The organism is Micromonospora sp. AP08 (genome assembly GCF_008085935.1).
GTDB classification, from domain to species: Bacteria; Actinomycetota; Actinomycetes; order Mycobacteriales; family Micromonosporaceae; genus Micromonospora; species Micromonospora chersina.
In genome coordinates this window covers 296,264-321,479 of record NZ_VSEZ01000004.1, presented here as the reverse complement: position 1 = coordinate 321,479, position 25,216 = coordinate 296,264, and the positions used below count along the sequence as shown (strand labels likewise).

At 73.8% G+C, this 25,216-nt stretch carries 18 protein-coding genes and 1 pseudogene; 5 read left to right on the top strand and 14 right to left on the bottom strand.

Going from position 1 to position 25,216, the window contains the following annotated elements:
* The first annotated feature begins 100 nt into the window (after positions 1-100).
* Both FXF50_RS09910 and FXF50_RS09905 read left to right on the top strand, forming a co-directional pair.
* Positions 101-769: a response regulator transcription factor gene (locus tag FXF50_RS09910; RefSeq protein ID WP_187399599.1), complete on the top strand. Its 669-nt coding sequence runs from the start codon at positions 101-103 to the stop codon at positions 767-769.
* 10 nt (positions 770-779) lie between these two features.
* Entirely contained in the window at positions 780-2,231 is a 1,452-nt protein-coding gene (locus FXF50_RS09905) for a HAMP domain-containing sensor histidine kinase (RefSeq protein ID WP_148426918.1), read from the top strand.
* A gap of 7 nt (positions 2,232-2,238) precedes the next feature.
* Here the strand turns inward: FXF50_RS09905 and FXF50_RS09900 are convergent, their stop codons facing one another.
* The 4 genes and pseudogenes from FXF50_RS09900 to FXF50_RS09885 all read right to left on the bottom strand — a co-directional run bounded on the left by FXF50_RS09900 (position 2,239) and on the right by FXF50_RS09885 (position 6,530).
* Positions 2,239-3,189 (bottom strand): TAXI family TRAP transporter solute-binding subunit, encoded by a 951-nt coding sequence (locus FXF50_RS09900; RefSeq protein WP_148426917.1) that lies wholly within the window; start codon positions 3,187-3,189, stop codon positions 2,239-2,241.
* A 93-nt stretch (positions 3,190-3,282) separates the two neighbouring features.
* Complete coding sequence (locus FXF50_RS09895) at positions 3,283-3,951, bottom strand: hypothetical protein (RefSeq protein ID WP_148426916.1); 669 nt, start codon at positions 3,949-3,951, stop codon at positions 3,283-3,285.
* Between the two features lie 108 nt (positions 3,952-4,059).
* Positions 4,060-4,857, bottom strand: coding sequence for a peroxide stress protein YaaA (yaaA, locus tag FXF50_RS09890; protein ID WP_187399598.1), 798 nt, complete (start codon positions 4,855-4,857; stop codon positions 4,060-4,062).
* A gap of 22 nt (positions 4,858-4,879) precedes the next feature.
* Positions 4,880-6,530 (bottom strand): annotated as a pseudogene (locus FXF50_RS09885) (ArnT family glycosyltransferase).
* A gap of 78 nt (positions 6,531-6,608) precedes the next feature.
* On the opposite strand from FXF50_RS09885, the gene FXF50_RS09880 reads away from it, so the two are divergent.
* Entirely contained in the window at positions 6,609-7,649 is a 1,041-nt protein-coding gene (locus tag FXF50_RS09880) for an App1 family protein (RefSeq protein ID WP_212837085.1), read from the top strand.
* A gap of 146 nt (positions 7,650-7,795) precedes the next feature.
* On the opposite strand, the gene FXF50_RS29535 is transcribed toward FXF50_RS09880, so the two are convergent.
* The 4 genes from FXF50_RS29535 to glgA all read right to left on the bottom strand — a co-directional run bounded on the left by FXF50_RS29535 (position 7,796) and on the right by glgA (position 15,265).
* Entirely contained in the window at positions 7,796-9,436 is a 1,641-nt protein-coding gene (locus FXF50_RS29535) for a hypothetical protein (protein ID WP_148426912.1), read from the bottom strand.
* Between the two features lie 389 nt (positions 9,437-9,825).
* The gene (glgB, locus tag FXF50_RS09870; protein WP_148426911.1) at positions 9,826-11,928 is read right to left on the bottom strand and encodes a 1,4-alpha-glucan branching protein GlgB; all 2,103 of its coding nucleotides are present in this window, start codon (positions 11,926-11,928) and stop codon (positions 9,826-9,828) included.
* Positions 11,916-14,018, bottom strand: a complete 2,103-nt coding sequence (locus FXF50_RS09865; RefSeq protein WP_148426910.1) for an alpha-1,4-glucan--maltose-1-phosphate maltosyltransferase — start codon at positions 14,016-14,018, stop codon at positions 11,916-11,918. The genes glgB and FXF50_RS09865 overlap by 13 nt, the downstream gene beginning before the upstream one ends.
* 38 nt (positions 14,019-14,056) lie before the next feature.
* Positions 14,057-15,265: a glycogen synthase gene (gene glgA / locus FXF50_RS09860; RefSeq protein WP_148426909.1), complete on the bottom strand. Its 1,209-nt coding sequence runs from the start codon at positions 15,263-15,265 to the stop codon at positions 14,057-14,059.
* A gap of 95 nt (positions 15,266-15,360) precedes the next feature.
* Between glgA and glgC the strand changes: the two genes are divergently transcribed.
* Both glgC and pgm read left to right on the top strand, forming a co-directional pair.
* The gene (gene glgC / locus FXF50_RS09855; RefSeq protein ID WP_091310463.1) at positions 15,361-16,593 is read left to right on the top strand and encodes a glucose-1-phosphate adenylyltransferase; all 1,233 of its coding nucleotides are present in this window, start codon (positions 15,361-15,363) and stop codon (positions 16,591-16,593) included.
* Positions 16,594-16,624: 31 nt separating this feature from the next.
* Entirely contained in the window at positions 16,625-18,268 is a 1,644-nt protein-coding gene (gene pgm / locus FXF50_RS09850) for a phosphoglucomutase (alpha-D-glucose-1,6-bisphosphate-dependent) (RefSeq protein ID WP_148426908.1), read from the top strand.
* A 16-nt stretch (positions 18,269-18,284) separates the two neighbouring features.
* On the opposite strand, the gene FXF50_RS09845 is transcribed toward pgm, so the two are convergent.
* From FXF50_RS09845 to FXF50_RS09820, 6 genes are all read right to left on the bottom strand, one after another.
* Positions 18,285-19,208 carry an NAD(+)/NADH kinase gene (locus FXF50_RS09845; RefSeq protein ID WP_148426907.1) on the bottom strand — a complete coding sequence of 308 codons (924 nt, stop codon included), beginning with the start codon at positions 19,206-19,208 and terminating at the stop codon, positions 18,285-18,287.
* A 166-nt stretch (positions 19,209-19,374) separates the two neighbouring features.
* Positions 19,375-20,574, bottom strand: a complete 1,200-nt coding sequence (locus FXF50_RS09840; protein WP_148426906.1) for a glycosyltransferase family 4 protein — start codon at positions 20,572-20,574, stop codon at positions 19,375-19,377.
* Entirely contained in the window at positions 20,532-21,833 is a 1,302-nt protein-coding gene (locus FXF50_RS09835; protein ID WP_148426905.1) for an O-antigen ligase, read from the bottom strand. The genes FXF50_RS09840 and FXF50_RS09835 overlap by 43 nt, the downstream gene beginning before the upstream one ends.
* 21 nt (positions 21,834-21,854) lie before the next feature.
* A complete protein-coding gene (locus FXF50_RS09830; protein ID WP_148426904.1) occupies positions 21,855-23,111 on the bottom strand; it encodes a lipopolysaccharide biosynthesis protein in 1,257 nt (418 codons plus the stop codon).
* Between the two features lie 167 nt (positions 23,112-23,278).
* On the bottom strand, positions 23,279-24,448 hold the full coding sequence (locus tag FXF50_RS09825; RefSeq protein ID WP_255509964.1) for a DegT/DnrJ/EryC1/StrS aminotransferase family protein: 1,170 nt from the start codon (positions 24,446-24,448) through the stop codon (positions 23,279-23,281).
* 187 nt (positions 24,449-24,635) lie between these two features.
* Entirely contained in the window at positions 24,636-25,070 is a 435-nt protein-coding gene (locus tag FXF50_RS09820; RefSeq protein WP_148426902.1) for a hypothetical protein, read from the bottom strand.
* Positions 25,071-25,216 lie beyond the last annotated feature (146 nt).

The following is a 25,216-nucleotide window of genomic DNA, read 5'->3' as shown; positions in this document are numbered from 1 at the left end:
CCTTAGCTCACCGGCGGCGTCCGCCGTCTCGACGGTGCGCCCGGGGTCTCCCCCCGCCGCGCCACGTCTGCCACCATTCGCAGGGCAGCACGTCGAGCGGATGGAGACACGGGTGCGGATCCTCCTGGTCGAGGACGATCGTCGGGTGGCCGCCGCCCTGTCGTCCGCGCTCACCCGGCGCGGATACGAGGTGGAGCACGCCGCCACCGTCGAGGCCGCGCTCTCCGCCGCGCCGTGCGACCTGGTGCTGCTCGACCTGACCCTGCCCGACGGCGACGGCACCGACCTGTGCCGGGAGCTGCGCCGGCGCAGCAGCCAGCTCGGCATCATCGCGGTGACCGCCCGGGGCGAGGAACGCGACCGGGTGCTCGGGCTGCGGCTGGGCGCCGACGACTACGTGGTCAAGCCGTTCTCGATGGTGGAGCTGCAGGCGCGGATCGAGGCGGTGCTGCGCCGGGCCGCGCACACCGTGCCGGAACGCAACCTCATCGAGGCGGGGGCCGTCCGCATCGACGTGGGCGGGCGGACCGTCACCGTGGCGGGCCGGCCGGTGGCGCTCACCCGCAAGGAGTTCGACATCCTGCTCTCCCTGGCCCGCCAGCCCGGGGTGGCCGTGCCCCGGGACCGGATCCTGCTCGACGTCTGGGGCACCACCTGGGCCGACCGGCACACCGTCGAGGTGCACGTCGGCTCGCTGCGCGGCAAGCTCGGCGACCCGACGCTGGTCGAGACCGTCCGCGGGGTCGGCTACCGGCTCCGCGGCGAGTGAGGAGGCCCCGGTGCGCCGCCGGCTGGTGATCAGCTACCTGCTGTTGATGGTGCTGGTGCTGCTCGCCCTGGAGACCCCCCTCGCCGCCACCCTGGCCACCCGGGAGACCGACCGGGTCCGCGCCGACCGGCTCGCCGACGCCACCCGGTTCGCCTCGCTGGCCGGCCCGGCGCTGCGCGGCGGCACCCCCGGCCCGCTCGACGGGGAACTGGCGGCCTACGACGACCTCTACGGCGTCGGCGCCGCCGTGGTGGACCGGGACCGCCGCACCGTGGCCGCCTCGGCCCGCTGGGAGTTCGGCGCGGGCACCGACCCGGCCCTGGACACCGCGCTCTCCGGGCAGCAGTTCAGCGGGCCGGAGTCGGTCTGGCCCTGGGGGGACGGGCCGCTCGTGGTGGCGGTCCCCATCAACGACGGCGGCGAGGTGCTCGGCGCCGTGATCACCACGACCCCGGCGGCCAAGGTGCGCCGCACCGTCACCGCCTGGTGGCTGCTGCTCGCCGGCATCGGCCTGCTCGCCGTGCTGGCGTGCGTCTCCACGGCGTTCGGGCTGGCCGGCTGGGTGCTCCGCCCGGTCACCGAGCTGGACGCGGTCACCCACGAGATCGCCGAGGGCCACCGGCGGGCCCGGGTCCGTCCCCGGCTCGGCCCGCCCGAGCTGCGCCGGCTGGCGACCAGCTTCAACGACATGGCCGACGCGGTCTCCGACGTGATGGACCGGCAGCGGGCGTTCGTCGCGCACGCCAGCCACCAGCTGCGCAACCCGCTGACCGCGCTGCGGCTGCGGGTGGAGGAGCTGGGGCCGAGCCTGACCGACCCCGACGGCCGGGCCGAGCACCAGCTCGCGCTGGAGGAGACCGACCGGCTGGCCACCGTGCTCGACGCGCTGCTCACCCTGGCCCGCGCCGAGCGGGAGGAGAACCAGCGGGTCACGGTCGACGCCGCCGGCATCGCCGCCTCCCGGGTGGCGGCCTGGCTGCCGCTGGCCCGGCACCGGTCGGTCACCCTCGCGCTCGACACGACCGGGGCGCCCGTGTACGCCCGGACCGTGCCGACCGCCATCGACCAGGCGCTCGACGCGCTGATCGACAACGCGGTCAAGTTCAGCGGCGCCGGGGGAGCGGTGACGGTGACCGTACGGCCGGCCGACGGCGGGACCGCCCTGGAGGTCCGGGACACCGGCCCCGGCATGACGGCCAGCCAGCTGGACCAGGCCACCGAGCGGTTCTGGCGGGCCCCGGACGTGCAGAACGTCGACGGCGCCGGGCTCGGGCTGACCATCGTCGCGGTGCTGGTCGACGCCTCCGACGGCCGGCTCACCATGCGCCAGGGCGACCCCCGGGGGCTGGTCGCCGAGGTGTGGTTCCCGGCCCCCGACGAGCCGGCCGAGCCGGACGGACCCGCCGCGGCGCCCGGCGGCGGCCCGGTCGAACGGGTCGGCTCCGAGACCGGGCGGCGCTGACCCCGCCTCAGGGTTTGGTGGCCCGGTACCACTCCGCCGCGCCCGGATGCAGCGGCAGCGGGGTGGTGACGATCGCCGCCCGGGGACTCATCCGGCCGGCCGCCGGGTGCGCGGCGGCCAGTTCCTCCCGGCGGTCCATCAGCAGCCGGGTCACCTCGCGCACCAGTTTCGTCGGCAGGTCGGCGCGGACGATCAGGTAGTTCGGGTTCGCCACCGTGCTGACCGGGTCCGCCCCGTAGACCGAGCGGGGGATGTCCCGGGTCACGTAGACCTGCCCGTAGCCGCTGCGCAGCGGCTCGGTCCACTCGCCCAGGTCGACCATCCGGATCGAGGTGCGCCCGGCCAGCTCGGCGACGCCGCGGACCGGCAGGCCGCCGGAGAAGAAGAACGCGTCGATCCGGCCCGCACGCAGCGCCGCCAGCGAGTCGTCCAAGCCGAGGTGCTCCTGGACCACCGTGCCGCCGAGCTGCGCCACGCTGAGCAGCCGGGTGGCGGTGACCTCGGTGCCGGAGCCGTCGGCGCCCACCGACACCCGCCGCCCACGCAGGTCGGCGAGGGTGCGTACCGGGCCGCCGGCGGTGGTGACGAGGTGCAGCAGGTCGTCGTAGACCCGGGCCACGGCGAGCACCGTGGGGTGCTCCGGCGCGTGCGGCGGCAGCACGTCGGCCTGGGTGAAGCCCAGCTCCGCCTCGCCCGAGCCGACCAGCCGGACGTTCTGCGCGGACGCCGCCGTGACCACCACGCTGGCCCGCACGCCGGGCAGCTCCCGGTTGAGCAGGGCGGCCAGCGACTGGCCGAAGGCGTGGTAGACGGCCGTGGGGCTACCGGTCGCGATCCGGATCCGCACCGGCTCCGTGGGCTCGTCCCGGCAGCCGGCCAGGCCGGCCACGAGCAGCAGCAACAGCGCCAGCGGGGCCGCCGTCCGGCGCCGGCCGCGCACAGACCAGTGTCGGCTCACGGGCTGAACTGTGCGCCGCCGACCACCCGCCGCGCAAGCCCGGCCGCCCGACCCCGCCCCCGCGGCCGTGCGGTGACCGCGGGCGGGGCGCGGTCAGCAGGCCGCGGCGGGGGCCAGCTTGGCGCTCTCGGTGATCCGCACCCGGTGCGGGCCGTTGGCCACGCTCACCAGGAAGCAGCCCGCGCCGGGCCGCAGCACCGCCGGGACCTCCAGCAGCGCCGCGCCCCGGACCAGCACCGCGGCCAGGTCCCGGTCGGCCAGCCGGATGCCGAGGCTGTGCCGGCGTACGTGCCGGCCGCCGGCCAGCAGCGCCGCCCGCCACGCCGCGGCGGCCAGCCGCGGCCGCCACACCCGGCGGGCCGTGGACGCCCCGGGGAAGGGCCCGCCGAGCAGCTCCCGGCGGCCCTGCCGCCAGCCGGCCTCCAGCAGGGTCGCGTACGCCGGCCGGTGCTCCCGGGGCACCGACAGCCGGTGCAGCTCGTACCGGCGGCGCAGGCCGCCGGTGGCCAGTTCGTGGTTCACCGGCACGTCCAGCCGGTGCAGCAGCTGCCGCATCCGGTGCGCCGCGTCCTCGCGGTTGAACTCGGCGATCCCGCCCCGGTACGCCCCGACGTCGAGCCGGCGGGCGTCGGTGGCCGGGGGCGGGGTGCAGCGCACCAGGCAGGCGACCTCGAAGGCGTCGGCCAGGGTGAGCCAGTCCAGTGGCGGGGGTGGTGACGACTGGCGGGGCCGGTCGAGCAGTGCGGTGGACTCGGGGGCCATCGGAACAGCTCCTTGGTCGGCGTCGGGGTTCCTTAACCGTGGCCCCCGCCGTCCGCACCGCGAAACCGCTGCGACCGAGCCTTGAGCAAAATTTGCGGCAAGCCGCCCTCAGAGCTCGGTGACGACCACGTCGACCTGGCGGGGGCGGCCGGCCGCCCCCGGCTGCTCCTCGACCTGATACTTCAGCTCGCGCAGCGCACCGACCAGCGCGTCGGCGGTCCGCGGCCGGGCCCCGGCGGTGAGCAGGTCGCGGACCAGCCGGCCCTTGGTGGCCTTGTTGAAGTGGCTCACCACCGACCGGGTCGGCGCCCCGTCGACCTCCCGCTCGTGCAGCACCCGCACGGTCACGGTGCGCTCGGCGACGGCCCCGCGCGGCGCCCAGGTGGCCGCGTACGCGCCGGAGCGCAGGTCCAGCACCGGACCCTTCCCGGCGGCCGCCGTCATGGCCTCCGCCAGCGCCGCGCGCCAGTACGCCGACAGCGCCCCGACGCCCGGCAGTCGCGCCCCGACCGGGCAGCGGTAGGGCGGGATCCGGTCGGTGAGGCGTACCGCGCCCCACAGGCCCGAGCTGACCAGCACCGAGCGGCGCGCCAGCCGCTCCGCCGCCGGAGGCAGCGTGGCCAGGTCGAGCGCCTCGTAGAGCACCCCCGTGTAGATCCGCCCGGCGGGCGCGGTGGCCGCCGCCCGCAGCCGCGCGTTGCGCCGCAGCTCACCGCGCTGCCCCTCGCTCAGCCCCAGCGCCTCGCGGGCCGCCGCCTCGTCCGGGCCGGCGCAGAGGTCGACGAGTGCGCCGAGCACCTTCTCCCGGGCCGGGTTCAGCTCCGGCAGGGAGAGCTTCGACAGGTCCAGCCGCCGGCCGGTGCCGGCCTCGGCCTTCCCCTCCGACGGGGGCAGCAGGATGAGCATCGGCACAGCGTACGGCCCGGGTTCAGCGCCACGGCCGCACGGCGGCATCCGGGTGGTACACCCGATAGCCGCCGACCTCGGCCACCACCGCCGCGTCGGCCCGGTCGCCGAGCATCCGGCGCAGCCCGCGCTCCGCCGACGAGCCGACGGCCACCACGTACCCGGGCCGGGCCGCCCGCCCCACCCGCTTCCAGTACGCCGGATAGCGGTTCTGCCCCGGGCTCAGGTCGCCGTCGAGCACCGCGCAGACCACCGCCTCGCCGGTGTTGAAGATCAGCCGGTTGCAGGTCCAGTAGTCCCCGTACACCTCGTGCAGCCCGGCCCGGCGCACCGCGTCGGCCAGCTCCCGGGCCTGCCGCTCCTCGGCGCGCAGCGACGGGGCGTCCGCCACGAACGCCACGGTGCCCGCGAGGGTGGCGGCCACCAGCGCGGCCAGCACCAGCCCGGCCAGCGCGCCGGCGAGCCGGGCGGCCCCGCCCGCGGTGGCCCGGACCGCGTGCGCGGCGGCCCGCCAGAGCGGCCAGAGCACCGCCGGCAGCGAGATCTGGAGCACCGACAGGTAGCGGGAGTTGCCCAGCGGGTCGGTCGCGGCGAGCGGGCTGCGCACGTATGCCAGCAGGGTCAGCGCCGCACCGGCGACCAGGGCGAGCACCGCCACGGCCCGGGTCCGCGCGGCCGGGTCCGTGGCCCGGCGGAACGCGACCAGCGCGAGCCCGGCGGCGGCCACCAGCAGCACCGGGTAGAGCAGCCCGAACCACTGCGCCCAGCGGGCGCAGCCGTCCATCGGGCAGAGCCCCGAGGCCAGCGGCACCCCCTCCAACAGGCCGCCGTGCAGCCGCTCGGCCAGCGACGGGGTCGCGCCGTCCTTCGTGCTGATCTCCCGGAACACCGACAGCGAGTCCTGCCCGTCCGGGGCAACCAGGTTGTCCTTCACCATGGGCGCGACACCGAGCACGAAGCCCACCACGAGCAGCACCCCCGGCCAGCCCACCAGGTCCCGGGGCGCGGCCCAGAGCAGCAGCAACCCGGCCACCGCCAGGTAGGGCACGATCAGCCAGTCCGACCAGAGCGCCACCCCGGCCAGCAGCCCGAACAGGCCGGTGGCCAGCCAGCGGTGCCGGACCCGGCGCTCGCCGAGGGCCACCGCGATCAGCACCATCGCCAGCACCGCCGGCTTCACCTCCGGCCGGCCGCCGACCGCGGTGAGCTGGTCGCGGACCACCCGTTCGGAGCCGAGCGCCAGCAGGCCCACCACGAAGGTGGCCAGCCAGGGGGAGAAGAGCCGGCGGGTCAACCGGTACGCCAACCACAGGAAGACCGCGTAGAGCGCCAGCAGCGGCAGCCGCAGCACCGGCCAGCTCGCCCCGGCCCAGCCCACCAGCGGGGCCGCCAGGTAGGACTCCAGCATGCCCATGTAGCGCTGGCCGTAGAGGAAGACCGGCCGCTCGTTGCCGGTGGCGATGTGCAGGGCGGCCAGGCCGAAGGTCGCCTCGTCGCTGTTCGAGGTGGGCAGGGTGAGCAGCGTCAGCACCAGCCGGTAGCCCACCCCGGCGACGCCGAGCAGCAGCGCCACCAGGGCCGGCCGGTCCAGCGCCGGACGCCATCGTCCCGGGTCCCGCTCTGGTCTCGACACGACCAACGCCCCCGTCGTCGCCTCGACCGCAGTCTGTCACGCCCGGCGTCGGGCGGCGGGGGGATCGGCGCAGACCACTCGCGTGGCCGGTGCGCGCGGGTTGTGGCAGGGTGACAGCGTGCCACCCACACCACCGGACCAACTGGCCGTGCCGCAACTGCACCGGGCCGCCCGCATCGAGGACGCCCTGCACGGCCTGGTGGAGCGCCGGCTGCGGCGCACCGGGTGGCAGGCCAACATCATCGCGTACGCCGGGTACGGCGCGCCCGGCTGGGCGCGGGTGCTCTGCCGGGTGCTGCTCGGCCGCCCCGACACCCGCCAGCGCGGCCGGCTGGAGAAGGTCCGGGGCTGGCGCAGCTTCACCACCCTGCCCGCCAAGCACGCGAAGGTCACCATCGAGGCGGGCGGCGTCACCCAGGAGGCGACCGCGGACCGCAGCGGCTTCGTCGACACCGTCATCAAGGCCGACTTCACCCCGGGCTGGGGCTGCGTACGCCTCAGCGTGGCCGACGCCGAACCCGTGGAGGCGCTGGTCCGCATCCTCGACCCGGAGGTCCGGTTCGGCATCCTCTCCGACATCGACGACACGGTCATGGTGACCGCGCTGCCCCGGCCGCTGCTCGCCGCCTGGAACACGTTCGTCCTCGACGAGCACGCCCGGGCCGCCGTCCCCGGCATGGCGGTGCTGTACGAGCGCCTGGTCACCGCCCACCCCGGGGCCCCGGTCTTCTACCTTTCCACCGGCGCCTGGAACGTCGCCCCTACGCTGACCCGGTTCCTCTCCCGGCACCTCTACCCGGCCGGTCCGCTGCTGCTCACCGACTGGGGGCCGACCGCCGACCGGTGGTTCCGCAGCGGCCGCGAGCACAAGCGGGCCACCCTGGCCCGGCTGGCCCGGGAGTTCCCCGACGTCCGCTGGCTGCTCATCGGCGACGACGGGCAGCACGACCAGGAGATCTACCGCGAGTTCGCCGCCGCCCACCCGGACAACGTGGCCGGGGTGGCGATCCGCCGCCTCTCGCCCACCCAGTCGGTGCTCGCCGGCAGCCTGCCCACCCCACCGGGCCGCCCCTCGGCCGGCCCGGTGGGCCAGAAGTGGCTCGCGGCGCCGGATGGCGCCGGCCTCTGGAAACTCCTCCGCGAAGCCGGCCTGGTCTGAGCCCCTGCCCTTTTCCTCGTTGATCATGAGGTTGACGGCGAAGTCGATCTCTTCCAGTGCCGTCAACCTCATGATCGACGTGGTGTCGGGGTCTGGGGGGCTTGTCGGGCGGGGTCAGGTGCGGTTTGTCATGCCGGGTCCGTCATTCATTTTGCGCCGGTCATTGCGGCGTCGGTGTCGGCAGTGGGGTCGGTCGTGCCGGCGTCGGCGCCTGGGGCCTCGGCCGGGTCGGTTGCGGCTGAGTCGGAGGGGTCGTCGCTCCTGCCGTTCGACGCGCCTTCCTGTTGGTCGGCGTCGTTCTGCCCGCCTGCGTTGCCGATGCCCTGGCCCGGGTCCGCCGGGGCGCAGCCCGGCACGCTCGGGTCGGCCACCATGTAGACCTGTCCCTGGCCACCCTGGTTCACGCCCTCGCCGGTTTGGTTCATGCCCTTGTTCCGGCCGGGAGCCTGGTCGGCGCCCCGGCCCTGGCCCTGGCCGCTCTGGCCCTGGCCGACGTCCTGGCCCTGGCCGCTCTGGCCCTGGCCGACGTCCTGGCCCTGGCCGCTCTGGCCCTGGCCGACGTCCTGGCCCTGGCCGCTCTGGCCCTGGCCGACGTCCTGGCCCTGGCCGCGCTGGTCGCGGGCGGCCTGGCGGGCGGCGCGGATCTGCTGGACGATCGCCCGGAGCTGCTGGATGCGCGCTCGGACCTGCTGAAGCCGCTGTGCGACCCGCTTCCCGGCGGCTGCCGCCTGGCCGCCGTCGGCGGCCTGGTCGCCGTCCGCGGCCTGGTCTCCGTCGTCGGCGGCCTGGTCGCCGTTCTGCTGCCCATCGGCCGCCTGACCGTCCTGCTGCTCGGCCTGGCCCTGCTGGTCCGCTGCCGCCTCGCCGCTGTTCTGCTGGCCCGCGCCTTCCTGCGCGCCGGCACCCTGCTCATCGCCCGGCGCCCCGCCTGCCTGCTGGCCGTCTCCCGCTTGCTGGCCGCCGTCCGCCTCCTGGCCGTCGCCGGCCTGCTGGCCGCCGTCCGCTTGCTGGCCGTCACCGGCCTGCTGGCCGCCGTCCGCCTGCTGGGCCGCCTGCACGATGGCGGCGATCTGCTCCAGCAGGCCACCGATCGCGTTGATGATGCCGGCGGCCCGCTCCGCGCCACCCGCCACGCCGCCAGCCGCACCAGCCTTGCCAGCCGCACCAGCCTTGCCAGCCGCACCACCAGCCTTGCCGGCCGCACCACCAGCCTTGCCGGCCGCACCACCAGCCTTGCCGGCTCCGCCTGCATTGGCAGCTCCACCAGCTTCACCGGCTCCGCCCGCATTGCCAGCTCCACCGGAATTGCCAGCCCCGCCAGCTCCGCCGGCCGCAGCCCCGGCCTTCCCGGCCTGTGCCTCCTGGGCGCCCTGCACGATGCCGCGTACCTCGTTCACGAGGCCGGTGAGCCGCTTCACCCGTGCCCGGGTGACCTGCGGGTCGACGAGCTGGCCGGAGCGCTCGCCGGCCATCTGCTCGGTCACCGCCCAGGCGCGGCCGAGCTGCGTGCCCATCGCCTGTTCCCACGGCACGCTCGGGCAGACCGCACCGGCCACCTCGACCGTCCCGGTGCAGCCGGCGGCGGTCCGGCGCTGCTGGATGAGGTCGACCACGGCCTGCCGGTTGGCGATCCGGGCCGCCGAGTTGGCGTCCGGGTTGCGGCGCTGGTCGGCGATGAAGGTCAGGTTGTTGCGCAGCGCGGTGTCCAGGCCCTGGCAGTTCTCGGCGGCCTGGCCGGTGCCGGTGGCGACCGCGAACGCCGCACCGGCCGTCATGGCCAGCGCCACGCCGCCCGCGATCTTCCGGTTACGGGACGAGCCCGCCGTCCTCCGTCGCCTGGTTGTGCTTCTGCTCCACGCCATCGAAGCTCCTCCGCCTCGTCCGTCACGGGTGTCCGGCATCCGTCCAGCGGTACGGAGGGTGACGCACGTCCGTTCAGGTCGATCGCGGCTCCGCGCGACATCTCGACGCAGCGTAGTGATCGCGGGCGATGGCGCTACTCTCCGTGCATATCGCGCGCGGCGCCCGGAGATCTTGGCGAGTTACGGTTCGCCCCGAACGGCAACTCGCCAAGATCCGGCAGCCGGCCACGGGACGCCACGCCACGGAGCACGGACCCCACGCCACGGACCACCGGGCCGCGAGTAGCGAGCAAGCGGGAGGAGGGCAGTGGCGTTCAGGCGGGGCGGAGCCAGAGGACGCCGAGTGGCGGCACCCGCAGCGCCGTTGACGCCGGCATGCCGTGCCAGGGGACGCTCTCGGCGTGCACGGTGCCGAGGTTGCCCACCCCCGACCCGCCGTAGTGGTGGGCGTCGGTGTTGAGCAGTTCGGTCCAGGCGCCGCCGGCGGGCAGGCCGACCCGGTAGCCCTCCAGCGGCAGCGCGGAGAAGTTGGCCACGCAGACGAGGGTCTGGCCGTCGGGGGCGATGCGGATGAACGAGACGGTGTTGTTGGCGACGTCGTCCCCGGCGATCCAGCGGAATCCGGCGGGGTCGGTGTCCTGCGCCCAGAGTGCCGGGGTCTCCCGGTAGACCCGGTTGAGGTCGCCGACGAGGCGCTGCACGCCGGCCCGGGCCGGGTCGTGCAGCAGGTACCAGTCGAGGCCGCGTTCCTCGCTCCACTCGCGGTCGTCGGCGAGTTCGCAGCCCATGAAGAGCAGTTGCTTGCCGGGGTGCGCCCACATGTACGCGAGCAGCGCCCGGACGTTGGCCAGCCGCTGCCAGATGTCGCCGGGCATCTTGCCGGTGAGGGAGCCCTTGCCGTGCACCACCTCGTCGTGGCTGATGGGCAGCACGTAGTTCTCGCTCCAGGCGTACGCCAGGGAGAAGGTGAGCTGATGGTGGTGGTGCTGCCGGTAGATCGGGTCCTTGGAGGTGTAGAGCAGGGTGTCGTGCATCCAGCCCATGTTCCACTTGAAGCCGAAGCCCAGCCCGCCCTCGGCGGTGGGCCGGGTGACGCCCGGCCAGGCGGTGGACTCCTCGGCGACCATCACCACCCCGGCGTGGTGCTTGTAGACGGTGGCGTTGACCTCCTGGAGGAACGCGATGGCTTCCAGGTTCTCCCGGCCGCCGTGCACGTTGGGCGCCCACTGGCCCTCCTGGCGGGAGTAGTCCAGGTAGAGCATCGAGGCGACCGCGTCGACCCGCAGGCCGTCGACGTGGAACTCGCCCAGCCAGTAGAGGGCGTTGGCGACCAGGAAGTTGCGCACCTCGCGGCGGCCGAAGTCGAAGACGTACGTGCCCCAGTCGGGGTGCTCGCCGCGGCGCGGGTCGGGGTGCTCGTAGAGGGGGGTGCCGTCGAAGCGGGCCAGGGCCCACTCGTCCTTGGGGAAGTGCGCCGGCACCCAGTCGAGGATGACCCCGATGCCCGCCTGGTGCAGCCGGTCGACCAGGTGGCGGAACTCGTCGGGGTCGCCGAACCGGGCGGTGGGGGCGTAGTAGCCGGTGACCTGGTAGCCCCAGGAGCCGCCGAACGGGTGCTCCATGACGGGCAGGAACTCGACGTGGGTGAAGCCGAGTTCGGTGACGTACGCGGTGAGCTGCTCGGCCAGTTCGCGGTAGCCGAGGCCGGGGCGCCAGGAGCCGAGGTGGACCTCGTACACGCTCATGGGCTCCTGGTGCGGCTGCCGGCGCGCCCGGCGGGTCAGCCAGTCGGCGTCGCCCCAGGCGTACCGGGAGTGGTGCACCACGGAGGCGGTGGCGGGCGGCACCTCGGTGCGGGCTGCCATCGGGTCGGCCTTGTCCCGCCAGTGCCCGTCGGCGCCGAGGATGCGGTACTTGTACCGGCTGCCCACGGTGGCGCCGGGAACGAAGATCTCCCACACCCCGCTGGAGCCGAGGGAGCGCATCGGCCAGCCGTCGTCGGGCCCCCAGCCGGTGAAGTCGCCGACGACCCGCACTCCGCGGGCGTTGGGCGCCCAGACGGTGAACGCCACGCCCTCGTCGAAGACCCGGGCGCCGAGCGCCTCCCAGAGCCGTTCGTGCCGGCCCTCGCCGATCAGGTGCAGGTCCAGCTCGCCGAGGGTGGGCGGGTAGCGGTACGGGTCGTCGTGCACCGCGCCGTCGACCTCGACCCGGTAGTCGAGCACCTCGCCGGGGAGCACGGCCTCGAAGACGCCCCCGTCGTGCACCCGCTTCATGGGGTGCCGCTCGTCGCCGGCGACGACGGTCACGTCGGTCGCGCCCCGGCGCAGGGTCCGGATGGTGGTGCGCCCGTCGGCGGGGTGCGCGCCGAGCGTGGCGTGCGGGTCGTGCGCCTGGCCGGCGATCAGCTGGTCCATCGTGCGTCGTCCTTCGCGGCCGGTGCGGTCGGGGCGGTGCCGCCGGAGAGGTCGGCGGGTACGTCTTCGACGGTCAGGTCGGGCGCCGCCGGGGCCGGCGGCGCGGCCTCGGGCTCGGCCGGCGGGGCGGGCCGCCGCACGGTGAGCACGTGCGCGGGTTGCAGGTACGGGTCGAGCCGCACCGCGTTGCGCTGCCCCCAGTCGTAGTCGGTGCCGGTCAGCTCGTCGTGCACGGTGAACCGCTCGTGCCAGTCGAAGCCGAGCGCCGGCATGTCGAGGGTGGTGTTGCCCCACTGCACGGCGCGGGAGTCGAACGAGCAGACCACGATCACCGTGTTGCCGGTGTCCGGGTCGTGCTTGGACCAGCAGAGCAGCGCCGGGTTGTCGATGTCGTGGAAGCGCAGGTTGCGCAGCCGGTGCAGGGCGGGGTTGTCCCGGCGGACCCGGTTGAGGGTGGCGATGAACGGGGCGAGCGAGCGGCCCTGCTCCTGCGCGCCCGCCCAGTCCCGGGGGCGCAGCTCGTACTTCTCGTTGTCCAGGTACTCCTCGGCGCCGGGGCGGGCGACGTGCTCGAACAGCTCGTAGCCGGCGTACATGCCCCAGGAGGGGGAGAGCAGCGCGGCCAGCACCGCCCGGATCTTGAACATCGGCGGGCCGCCGTGCTGGAGGGACTCGTGCAGGATGTCGGGCGTGTTCGGCCAGAAGTTGGGCCGCATGTAGTCGGCCGCCGCGACCAGCTCCGTGCAGTATTCCCGCATCTCGGCCGCCGACGTGCGCCAGGTGAAATAGGTGTACGACTGGGTGAAGCCGATCTTCCCGAGGCCGTGCATGATCGCGGGGCGGGTGAACGCCTCGGCGAGGAAGAGCACGTCCGGGTCGACCTTCTTGACCTCCCAGATCAGCCAGTGCCAGAAGTCGAACGGCTTGGTGTGCGGGTTGTCGACCCGGAAGATCCGGATGCCCTCGCCGACCCAGTGCAGCACCACCCGCAGGATCTCCGCCCGGATGCCCTCCGGGTCGTTGTCGAAGTTCAGCGGGTAGATGTCCTGGTACTTCTTCGGCGGGTTCTCGGCGTACGCGATGCTGCCGTCGGCCCGGGTGGTGAACCACTCCGGGTGCTCGGTCACCCACGGGTGGTCCGGGGCGCACTGCAACGCCAGGTCCATGGCCACCTCCAGGCCCTGCTCGGCGGCCGCGGCGATGAAGTCGCGGAAGTCCTCCGGCGTGCCCAGGTCGGGGTGGATGGCGTCGTGGCCGCCCTCGGCGGCGCCGATCGCCCACGGCGAGCCGACGTCGTCCGGCCCGGCGGTGAGCGCGTTGTTGGGGCCCTTGCGGTTGACCCGGCCGATCGGGTGGATCGGCGGCAGGTAGAGCACGTCGAAGCCCATGGCGGCGACGCCGGGCAGCCGGTCCAGGGCGGTCACGAAGGTGCCGGAGCGGGCGGGCGCGTCGACGGTGGCCGCGACGGCGCCCTCGGAGCGGGGGAAGAACTCGTACCAGGCGGAGAACAGCGCCCGCGGCCGGTCGACCCAGAGGCTGTGCTCCTCGCCGGTGGTGACCAGCTCGCGGACCGGGTGGTCCCACAGCAGCGGGGCCAGGTCGAGCGCCGGGCCGACCCGGCGGGGCAGGTCCTCGTCGGCGTCGCGCAGCGCGGCGATGGCGGCCCGGACCCGGTCCAGGTCGTCCTTCGGCACGAGGTCGAGGGCGGCTTCGAGGACCCGGACGCCCTCGGCCAGGTCGTTGGCCAGCTCGGCCGGACCCTGGCCGGCGGCGAGCTTCTTGGTGACGGCGTTCTGCCAGGTCAGGTACGGGTCCTGGAACGCCTCCACGGTGAACCGCCAGGTGCCGACCGCGTCGGGGCGGATGGTGGCGTGCCAGCGGTCCTGGCCGGGCTCGCCGGGGCGCATCCGGGTGAACGGGCGGGCGGCGCCGTCCGGGCCGAGCCAGACCACGTTGCAGCCGAGCGCGTCATGGCCCTCCCGGTAGGCGCGGGCCGACACGGGCACGATCTCGCCGACCACCGCCTTGGCCGGGTAGCGACCGCAGGAGACGACGGGGGAGACGTCTTCGATCGGGAACCGTCCAGTCACCGGTTCAACCTACTGCGCGAGATCGCTTCGCGCTCAGGTCAGCCGGCGGCGCCCACCGACCGGTACACCTCCAGCGTGCGCTGCGCGATGGTGTCCCAGGAGAAGTGTTCGACGGCCCGGCGGCGGCCGGCGCGGCCGAACTCCTCGGCCCGCTTCGGGTCGGCCAGCAGGTCGTTGATGGTCGCCGCCAGGTCGGCCACGAAGCGCTCCGGGTCCAGCGGCCGGCCGCTGCCGTCGCCGGCCTGCTCGATCGGGACCAGCAGCCCGGTCTCGCCGTCGGCGACCACCTCGGGGATGCCGCCGGTGGCGGTGGCCACCACGGCTGTCTCGCACGCCATCGCCTCCAGGTTGACGATGCCCATGGGCTCGTAGACCGACGGGCAGACGAAGATGGTGGCGTGGGTGAGCACCTGGATCACCTCGTGCTTGGGCAGCATCTCGGCGATCCAGATCACGCCCGAGCGGCCGGCCCGCAGCTCGGCGACCAGGCCCTCCACCTCGGCGGCGATCTCCGGCGTGTCGGGGGCGCCGGCCAGCAGCACGAGCTGGGTGTCGGCGGGCAGCTCCCGGGCCGCCCGCAGCAGGTACGGCAGGCCCTTCTGCCGGGTGATCCGGCCGACGTAGACCACGCTGGGGCGGCCCGGGTCGATGCCGAGCCGGTCCACCACGTCGGTGCCGGGATCCGGGGCGTACTGCGCGGTGTCGATGCCGTTGTAGACGACCCGCACCCGCTCGGGGTCGACCGCCGGGTACGCGGCCAGCACGTCCCGCCGCATCCCCTTGCTCACCGCGATGACCGTGTCGGCGGCCTCGAACGCGGTCCGCTCGCACCAGGAGGAAAGCGCGTAGCCGCCGCCGAGCTGCTCGGCCTTCCACGGGCGCAGCGGCTCCAGGCTGTGCGCGGTGACCACGTGCGGGACCCCGTGCAGCAGCTTCGCGGTGTGTCCGGCCAGGTTGGCGTACCAGGTGTGGCTGTGCACCACGTCGGTGCCGGCCGCGCCGGCGGCCATCTCCAGGTCGACGCCCATGGTGCGCAGCGCGGCGTTCGCGCCGGCCAGCGCGGCCGGCTCGGCGTAGGCGGTGACGCCCGGCTCGTCGCGGGGCGCGCCGAAGCAGTGCACCCGCACGTCGGCGAGGCGGCGCAGCTCGCGCGCGAGGTACTCCACGTGCACCCCGGCGCCGCCGTAGACCTCCGGCGGGTACTCGCGGGTGAGCAGGTCGACACGCAGCCGGGCGGAATCGCTCATGACCGGCACCCTAGCGTGCTTTCCCCCGCCGCACCGGGTGCGGAAACGTGCCCGTACGAGTGGTGAAGTCGGTGCGGGATGGATAGCGTCTGTGCATGGCTGCCAAGGTGCTCGCGATCGTCCTGGCCGGCGGGGAGGGCAAGCGCCTGATGCCCCTCACGACCGACCGGGCGAAGCCGGCCGTCCCCTTCGGCGGGATGTACCGCATGGTCGACTTCGTCCTCTCCAACCTGGCCAACGCCGGCTATCTCAAGATCGTCGTGCTCACCCAGTACAAGTCCCACTCGCTGGACCGTCACATCACGCAGACGTGGCGGATGTCGACGATGCTCGGCAACTACGTCACCCCGGTGCCGGCGCAGCAGCGCCGCGGCCCGTGGTGGTTCGCCGGCTCGGCCGACGCGATCTACCAGAGCTTCAACCTGATCAACGACGAGCAGCCGGACCACGTGATCGTCTTCGGCGCCGACCACATCTACCGGATGGACCCGCGGCAGATGGTGGAGGACCACATCGCCTCGGGCGCCGCGGTCACCGTGGCCGGCATCCGGCAGCCGCTGTCGATGGCCGACCAGTTCGGGGTGATCGAGGTCGGTGAGGACGGCCGGCGGATCCGGGCCTTCCGCGAGAAGCCCACCGACGCCGTGGGGCTGCCCGACGCGCCCGACCAGATCTACGCCTCGATGGGCAACTACGTCTTCAGCACCAAGGCGCTCTGCGAGGCGGTCGAGCGCGACGCCGAGGACAAGACCAGCAAGCACGACATGGGCGGCAGCATCATCCCCATGCTGGTCGAGCGGGGCGAGGCCAACGTCTACGACTTCAAGGACAACGAGGTGCCGGGCAGCACCGACCGCGACCGCGGCTACTGGCGGGACGTGGGGACGCTCGACTCCTTCTACGACGCCCACATGGACCTCATCAACGTCCACCCGGTGTTCAACCTCTACAACTTCGACTGGCCGATCTACAGCAACCAGCCGCCGTACCCGCCGGCCAAGTTCGTGCACGCCTGGGGCGAGCGGGTCGGCCGCGCGGTCAGTTCGATGGTGTCGCCCGGCTCGGTGATCTCCGGCTCGCTGGTGGAGAACTCGATCGTCTCGCCGAAGGTGAAGGTGCACTCCTGGGCGCACGTGGACGGCTCGGTGCTCATGGAGGGTGTCGAGATCGGCCGGCACGCGGTGGTCCGCCGCGCCATCCTGGACAAGAACGTCTACGTGCCGGAGGGCGCCGAGATCGGCGTCGACCTGGAGAAGGACCGCCAGCGGTACACCGTCTCCGACAACGGCATCGTCGTCATCGGCAAGGGCCAGCGCGTCGAGCCCTGATCCGCCCGCACTTCGCTTGGAGGTTCCGACCGTGGCCCATCCTCGTGCCGGCCAGCCCGCCGAGCCCGCCGACCTGGTCGACGTGCCCCGGCTGGTCACCGCCTACTACGCCGGGCACCCGGATCCGGGTGACCCCGCTCAGCAGGTCTCGTTCGGCACCTCCGGGCACCGCGGGTCGAGCCTGCGCAACGCCTTCAACGAGGACCACATCCTCGCCGTCACCCAGGCGCTCTGCGACTACCGGCGGGAACAGGGCCTGGACGGGCCGCTCTTCCTGGCCCGGGACACCCACGCGCTCTCCGCCCCCGCGGAGGTCAGCGCGCTGGAGGTGCTCGCCGCCAACGACGTCACCGTGCTGGTGGACAGCCGGGACGGCTACACCCCCACGCCCGCGCTGTCGCACGCCATCCTCACCCACAACCGGGGCCGCACGGCCGGGCTCGCCGACGGCATCGTGATCACGCCGTCGCACAACCCGCCCGACGACGGCGGCTTCAAGTACAACCCCACTCACGGCGGGCCCGCCGACACCGACGTCACGAAGTGGATCCAGGACCGCGCGAACAGCATCCTCGCCGCCGGGCTCAAGGAGGTGAAGCGCATCCCGTACGCGCGGGCGCGCGCCGCCGACACCACCGGGGAGTACGACTTCCTCGCCCGCTACGTCGACGACCTGCCCGCCGCGCTGGACATCGCCGCGATCCGGGACGCCGGGGTGCGCATCGGCGCCGACCCGATGGGCGGGGCGAGCGTGGCGTACTGGGGGGAGATCGCCGAGCGGCACCGCCTCGACCTCACCGTGATCAACCCGACGGTCGACCCGACCTGGCGGTTCATGACCCTCGACGGGGACGGCAAGATCCGAATGGACTGCTCGTCGCCGAACGCCATGGCCTCGCTCATCGCGGCCCGCGACCGGTTCGCGGTCTCCACCGGCAACGACGCCGACGCCGACCGGCACGGCATCGTCACGCCGGACGGCGGCCTCATGAACCCCAACCACTACCTGGCCGTGGCCATCGGCCACCTGTTCCGGACCCGGGAGCAGTGGGGGCCGGCGGCGGCGGTCGGCAAGACGCTGGTCTCCTCCTCGATGATCGACCGGGTCGCCGCCGACCTGGGCCGCCCGCTGCTGGAGGTGCCGGTCGGCTTCAAGTGGTTCGTGCCCGGCCTGCTCGACGGGGCGGTCGGCTTCGGCGGCGAGGAGAGCGCCGGCGCCTCCTTCCTGCGCCGCGACGGCAGCACCTGGACCACCGACAAGGACGGCATCCTGCTCTGCCTGCTCGCCTCGGAGATCATCGCCACCACGGGGAAGACCCCGAGCGAGCACTGGGCCGAGCTGGCCGAACGCTTCGGCGCGCCCGCGTACGCCCGGATCGACGCCCCGGCCAGCCGGGAGCAGAAGGCGGTGCTGGCCAAGCTGTCGCCCGAGCAGGTGACCGCGACCGAGCTGGCCGGCGAGCCGATCAGCGCGATCCTCACCACGGCGCCGGGCAACGGGGCGTCGATCGGCGGGCTCAAGGTGACCACCACGTCGGGCTGGTTCGCCGCCCGGCCGTCGGGCACCGAGGACGTCTACAAGATCTACGCCGAGTCGTTCCGGGGCCCGGAGCATCTCGCCCGGATCCAGGACGAGGCGAAGGCGCTGGTCACCGAGGTGCTCAGCCGGGCCTGACCCGCGCCGGCCCGCGTCAGCAGGGCGGTTCCAGCTCCCGCTGGTCGCGCTCCCGGCGCAGCTCCTCGGGCAGCAGCTCGCGGAGCTGGTCGGGCAGGAACGGCAGGTCGAGCAGGCTCAGCTTGAGCTGGTTGCGTTCCTGGTAGCGCTGCGGGTCGAAGCGGACCACCCGGCCGGCGTCCCGGCGGTAGCGGATCTGCACCGCCCCCTCGGTCGCCGCCTCCTTGATCACCAGCCCGTCCATCTCGACGGCGACCGCCGCCGAGTTCGGCCGGAGGTCGAGCCGGATGCTCTCGTCCGGTGCGAGCACCACCGAGCGGGAGATGCCCGCCATGGGCGCCGACGGGGTCACCACCACGGCGTCCGCCGCGGGCGAGATCAGCGGGCCGCCCGCCGCGTAGCTGTACGCCGTCGAGCCGGTCGGCGTGCTCACCACCAGCGCGTCGCAGCGGTAGTAGCCGTACCGCTGGCCGTCCACCGCGAGCGTGGCGGTGACGAACCCGGAGCCGGGCTGGCGGACCAGCGCGATGTCGTTGAAGGCCACCACGTCGTCGCCGCACACGTCGCAGGCGAGGCAGGCGTGGGACTCGACGGTGAAGTCCTTCGCCGCGAGCCGGCTCAGCGCCTCCGGCAGGTCCGGTGGCTCGACCTCCACGAGGAAGCCGAGCCGGCCCAGGTGCACGCCGAGCACCGGCTTCGGGTCGCGTACCGCCAGGCGCAGCGCGCCCAGCATGGTGCCGTCGCCGCCGATGCTGATCAGGGCGTCGGCGCGGCCGGCCAGCTCGTCCGCGGGGACGGGCTCGACGCAGGACGGCACCCGGTGCCCGTCCTCGGCGCGGACCAGCAGCGTCTTGCGGTGGCCCGACGCCCACCGCTCGATGATCCCGACCACCTCGGAGACGTCCCGGGTGGGGTGCAGCACCAGACCCAGTCCCGCCACCCGTACAGCTCACCACATCCCGGGGCGGTCGGCGGGGCGTACGGGCAGGACGCCCGCGGCGGAACCCACCACCGGCGCGCCCGCCCGGAGTCAGCGGCGCGGCCGACCCGCGAGGTGGGTCACCGACCGGGCGACCAGGTCGTCCCGAGCCGGCCGGGCGACACGGTCACCGAGCCGATGTCACCGAATCCAGCACCCGCTGCAGTCGCTCCGCCATGACCGTGCGCGAACGGTGCTGCTCGATGTACCGGCGGCCGCGCCGGCCCATCTCGATCAACGTGCCGTCGTCCAGGTCGGCCAACTTGCGCAGGCCCGCCGCAAGCTCGCCCGTCGGCACCGTCAGGCCCGAGCCGCTGGACATCAGGATGTCCTCCGGTTCGCCCGGGCAGTTGTTCAGCACCGGCAGTCCGGCCGCCAGGTAGTCGTACAGCTTGTTGGGGCTGGCTCCCTTGCGGTACACCGGACTGTCCGCGAGGACGTGGATCCCGACGTCCGCCCCGCCCAGAATTCCGCGCAGCTCCTCCTTCGGCACCGCGTCGAGGAAGTGCAGGTTGGACAGGCCCTCGGCCGTCGCCCGTCGGACCAGGTCCTGCTTGTCGTGGCCGTCGCCAATGAGAACGAAGGTGTGCTCAGGCAACTCGGCCACCGCGTCGAGCAGCCGGTCGAGGCCGTTGATCGGTCCGTGCGAGCCGGCGAAGACGAAGAGCCTGCCCCTCACGGGTACCCGCGTTCGAAGTGGCCGGTACGTCTCGGGCTGTAGCCGGAAGTCCTCGGGCTCTGCGCTGTTGCTCACCCACTCCAGCTTCGCCGGGTCGACTCCGGCCTCCACGAAGTACGACTCCCACGCATGCGCCACCATGACGATCCGGTCGGCGCGGCGGTAGAGCCACCGTTCGAGCGCCCGGAGCATCCGGTGGGTGGGTGACCCCCGGCGCAGATAGCCGGTGCTGACCACGGCCTCGGGCCAGAGGTCGCGGACCTCGAGCACCAACCGGGCCCGGCGGAGCCGGGCGAGTGCCCAACCGGCGACCGGGGTCAGGATGTGCGGCGACGACGCGTACACCACATCCGGACGCGGCTGGCGTAGGCCGGCCAGGAACGCGTTTCGGGCGTAGCTGATCCAGCTCAGCACCCGACGGTGGTCGTTGCGCGTGTAGCTGGTCACCGACACGGTTACGAACTGAGGGCCGTCCGGCACGTACTCCCGGCGGGTGAGATGGTCCAGGCGGGCGGCGATGATCCGCCACTCCCAGCCCGTCAGCCGCCCGAACAGCTCGACGTGCCGAGTGCCTCCCGCGTGCGACAACGGCTTGGCGTAGTGGTTCAGGACGAGAACCCGACGCGGTTCCCGCGGCTGCTCTGCCATGGCGCGACCTCCTGCTTCTGCCCGATGTTTCGGGGACGGCGAACGGACCGCTGAACCGCGACGACGGCGAGGATCCAAAAGAAACGGGTGTCGAAGTAGTCGCCGGAGAACATGCTGGCCAGCAGGATGTAGATGGCCCCGACGGCGCAGCCGATCTGCTCCTTCGGCGCGGCGGACCAGGGACGTCCGTCCCGCCACCAACGACAGATCGCGAACACCAGCAGGCCGACGGCGATGACACCCGTCTCCGCGGCCAGGCCAGCCAGGTAGTTGTGGGGATAGCCGATGCCCACGGTGGCGTTGAAGCTGTCAAGCCCGGCGCCGGTCAGCGGATGGCTCAGGAACATCTCCCAGGCCGCCGAGAGCAGCTCAGGGCGTGCGGAGAAATCGCTGCTCTCGATGCCGGTGCTGGAGTAGCGGGTCGCGGCGACCGAGGTGACGGTCTCACCGATGGCGGTCCACACCGTCCAGCTGACGAGACCCCCGACGAGGACGGTACCGATCAGGATGGAGGCCCGCCGCCGGGCGAAGAAGACGAAGAAGATGACGGCGGCTCCGACCAGGGCCACCAGCCCCCCGCGGGAGCCGGAGAGCACTGCTGCGGCGCCCAGCAGCGGCAGCGGCAGCAGGAGCCACCACCGCCGAGAACGCAGCGCCAGGGTGACCGAGGCGATCACGCCCAGCGACACGACGCGGACGAAGACGTTCGGCCCCCCACCGAACGCGGAGTACCGGCCCTGGCTCTGGGGGCCGGCCTGAAGGGCGCCCACCGCGTAGACGACTCCCGCGACGAGCATCAGGACCAGCAGCACCGTCGCGGCACGCCGAGGATCGCCGGCGCTGAACGCGACGGTCACGAGCACGAGGACCCACAGGAACACCAGGTCCCAGGTCGCCTGGTCGACACGGGCGCCCCACGGGGCCCAGAGCGCGGCCAGCAGTTGGAATCCGACCAGGGCGCTGAAGGCCAGGAACAACCGGGGCCAAGGCCCGGCCTCACCGCGTGTCGTCCTGATGACCTGCCACAGGATCGCCACCCCCAGCAGAGCGGCACAGAGCGGCTTCCGGAGATCGCCGCCGCCCGGGATGGGGAGGCCGGCCCGGTCGAGGGAGAAGCGTCCGGCCAGCGCCACCACGAACACGGCGGTCAGCAGGACCGCGGACGCCCCGGGTCGCGGTCGCCGGGCGAACGCCTCTGGTCCGGTCACGGCGGGGCGGGCGGCGTTGGCGATGGGGTACGGCTGGATCACGCGCGGCATGGCTGGTGGTCTCTCCAGAGGTCAGTTCGGCAGCGCCGGCTGCGGCTGAGGATCGCCCGTCCGGGTTGATCGTCGGCCTCGGCCCGCCGAGGGGCCGGGCGCGGCGGCGGACATGGTGAAGGCGGCCAGGACGGCAAGGACGGCGCCGGTCCCGTACGCGATGGCTGAGCCGACCGCCGCACCCATCGCCCCCCAGCGCGGGATGAGCAGCAAGTACGCGCTCACCGCAACCACCATGGCGGGGATGTCGGCGACCAGCGCGGTACGTGCCCTCCCGGACACCACGCCGAGACCGACGGCGACCCGGCTCACGCTGTAGCAGAGAGTGCCCACGGCCAGAGGGGTGAGCAGTCCGACCGAATCGCGGTACTCGGACCCGAACAGCGTGGGCACCAGGAGGTGACCGGCGATCAGCAGGGCGGCCCCCGCCACGAGCCCGTACGCGGCGGCGCCCAGGAGCGGGCGTACGCGTCCCAACGTGCCGGCGAGGAACCGGTGGTGCCACCGGGGCGCCTGGGAGTCCACGTACGACTGGACGGGCCAGGTCGCGAACTCCGCCACCGTGGCGACCACGATGTAGATGCCGAGCTGTTCGTACGAGCCGAGCCAGGGCAGCAGCAGCCGGTCGGTCCGGAGCATGACGATGCTCGCCAGCCCTGCGGGGAGGAGCCGGAGACCGAGCCGGCGGGCCGGCCCGAGGTCGGGCGGCGCATCCGTCGCTCCCGCCCGCCCGCGACGCAGCAGCGTCCAGCTGACGACTGGCGCGGTGCCGAGCGAAGCGCCGTAGACCAGCAGCCACACGCCGGGGGAGTCGACGCCGCGAGCGGCCACCACCGCCACGGCTGCGACGAGAACGAGCTGACCGGCGATGGTGCCCGCGACGAAGGGACCGGCGACGCCGGAGGCGGCCGCGCCGGTGCGTGTCGCCGAGGCGGACACCATGGCGAGCGCAGCGACCACGAAGGCGACCAGGGTGAGCCAGCCGCCGCTCGGACTTCCAGCGCCGATGGCGAACACGATCGGCGCGCTCACCGCCAGGGCGACCGTGGCGGACGGCGCGAGCAGGCGTCCTGCGTCGCCGGTGGCGGCCCGCGCGCCGCGCCGCAGCGAGATGCTTGCCGGATACGCGCGGTCCGTGCCCGCCACGGCGATCATGTTCGTCAGGTAGGCGACCTGGAGCAGCAGGGCGAGGCTGCCACGGCCGGCCGGCCCCATGGCGCGGGCCGCCAGCACGTTGATCACAAGGCTGGCCGCCCCGACCACGAGCTGAGCCGCCACGAGGTGCCCAGCGGTTCGCAGGGGTGACGACCGCTGGTGGCGCGGCCGCGTCGCCCCCTTCTCCGGCGACTCCGCCGGCACGATACTCGTCGTCGCGACGGTCCCAGGCGGCCGCTCGACAGCGCCCACGAGGGGCCCTACCGCAGTGGGGCTTCGCCGTCCGCCCGTCACCGCCCCTCCAGGAAGCGGTCGATCGCCTCCGCCACCCGAGCTGCCTGATGGTCGCTCATTCCCGAGCCGCTCGGCAGCGTGAGCCCGTCGGCGAACAGCCGCTCGGCGGCCCCGGAGAGCGCTGCCCGGGAGCCGGCGAAGACCGGTTGCAGATGCAAGGGCTTCCAGACCCGTCTGGTTTCGATCCGGTGTGCCGCCAGGTGCCGGCCCAGGTCCGCAGCCCTCCAGCCGGCAGTTTCCTGGTCCACGACGATGCTGGTCAGCCAGCAGTTGGCGGCGGCATCGGCGTCAGCGAGCAGCCGCACCCCGGCGACCCCGGCGAACAGCTTGGCGTACCGCTCGCGGTGGGCGCGCCGCCGGGTCAGCATGCCGTCGAGGCGACGGAGTTGGGCCCGACCGAGCGCGGCCAGGAGGTTGCTCAGCCGATAGTTGTAGCCCGTGTCGGTGTGCTCGTAGTGCGGCACCGGCTGCCGGGCCTGGGTGGACAGGTAGCGACAGCGGGCCACCAGGTCCCCGTCGTCGGAGACCAGCATGCCGCCGCCCGAGGTAGTGATGATCTTGTTGCCGTTGAACGACAGCACTCCGGCCCGACCGAACGAGCCGGCTGCTCGGCCCTCCCGGGCCGCACCGAGTGCCTCCGCCGCGTCCTCCACCACCGGTGCGCCGGCCGCCGCGCAGATCGGCAGGATGCGGCCGTAGTCGGCGCACGAGCCGAACATGTCCACCGGCAGCACCGCTCCGATCCTCCGGCCGGAGCGGCGCAGATCGCGCAGCGTCCGGTCGAGCAGTTCGGGATCGAGGTTGCCGGTGTCCGGTTCGCAGTCGACGAAGACCGGCTCGGCACCGGTGTAGACCACCGCGTTCGCGGTCGCCACGAAGGTCAGCGTCGGCACCAGTACGGCGTCCCCGGGCCGTACCCCGAGGGCGACCAGGGCAAGGTGCAGCCCGGCGGTGCCGGAGCAGAGCGCGACCGCGTGGGCTGTGCCCACCCGCTCGGCGACCTCCCGCTCGAAGGCGTCGACGTCGGGACCCACCGGTGCAACCCAGCCCGAGCGCAGCGCGCGCAGCAGGTACGACTCCTCCAGCGGCCCGACATCCGGAGGTGAGAGCAGCACCGGCTCGTCCACACCGCCGGCCGGCCGGTAACGGACGTCCTGTTCGCGCACCGCCATCGTCTGGCCCCCGGTTCTCGGCGGGGCTTCGCCCCGCTGGTCTCTGGGAGGGTCAACGAAGCAGCAGTTCAGGGGTGTTGCCCAAGGGCGCCTAAGATCATTCTTCGCATTACGCAGCGGGTGGAGCGGCGGTCCGCCTGCGGCGTGCCGCGGCAGCGGGCCGACCGCCGGCCCGCGCGGCTCAGCGCCAGTCGTCGCCCGCCTCGAGACGCAGGCTGAGCAGCGTCGCCAGGGGCACCGACTCGCCGTCCCGGCCCCCGCGGCCGACCACCAGTGGTGGCGGCGCGGGCTCCGGGTCGGCCCCGAACAGGCGCGCCCGCAGGCCCGGCGGCACGGTGAGCAGGTAGAAACGACCCTCGGTGTCCACCGCCCGGGTCCGCGCCCGATCCACGTACCAGCCGGTGATCCGGGTGCGGTAGCGGCCGCGCCCGTCGTAGCCGGCCGCCGTCAACCGGTCGGTGCGCAGCCCGCGCCGCAGCGCCTCGGCGGCGAACCGCGCCACCAACTCCGCGGCCTCCGCCTGCTCGGCGGCGCGCTGCCGGGCGTCGGCCGCCGCGTGCGCCCGCACCGCCCGGCGCTGCCGCTCCCGCCACTCCAGGCCGTCGTCCCCACCCACGACCGCGAGGGTACGCGCGCCCGCGCCACCCCGCCCGGACCAGGTGCGGCTCCCGATCTTGCACAGTTGCCGTTCGCAGCGAACGGCAACTGTCCAAGATCCTCCTTCTGTCGGACTCAGGCCGGCTGATCCCGGAAACACCTGCT

Excerpts from the sequence above, each read along its gene's own strand:
- yaaA (WP_187399598.1), bottom strand. The coding sequence starts at position 4,857 with ATGCTCATCCTGCTGCCCCCGTCGGAGGGGAAGGCCGAGGCCGGCACC.
- glgA (WP_148426909.1), bottom strand. The coding sequence starts at position 15,265 with ATGAGCGATTCCGCCCGGCTGCGTGTCGACCTGCTCACCCGCGAGTAC.
- FXF50_RS09835 (WP_148426905.1), bottom strand. The coding sequence starts at position 21,833 with ATGCCGCGCGTGATCCAGCCGTACCCCATCGCCAACGCCGCCCGCCCC.
- FXF50_RS09895 (WP_148426916.1), bottom strand. The coding sequence starts at position 3,951 with ATGGCCCCCGAGTCCACCGCACTGCTCGACCGGCCCCGCCAGTCGTCA.
- glgB (WP_148426911.1), bottom strand. The coding sequence starts at position 11,928 with ATGGACCAGCTGATCGCCGGCCAGGCGCACGACCCGCACGCCACGCTC.
- FXF50_RS09840 (WP_148426906.1), bottom strand. The coding sequence starts at position 20,574 with ATGGCAGAGCAGCCGCGGGAACCGCGTCGGGTTCTCGTCCTGAACCAC.
- glgC (WP_091310463.1), top strand. The coding sequence starts at position 15,361 with ATGGCTGCCAAGGTGCTCGCGATCGTCCTGGCCGGCGGGGAGGGCAAG.
- FXF50_RS09910 (WP_187399599.1), top strand. The coding sequence starts at position 101 with ATGGAGACACGGGTGCGGATCCTCCTGGTCGAGGACGATCGTCGGGTG.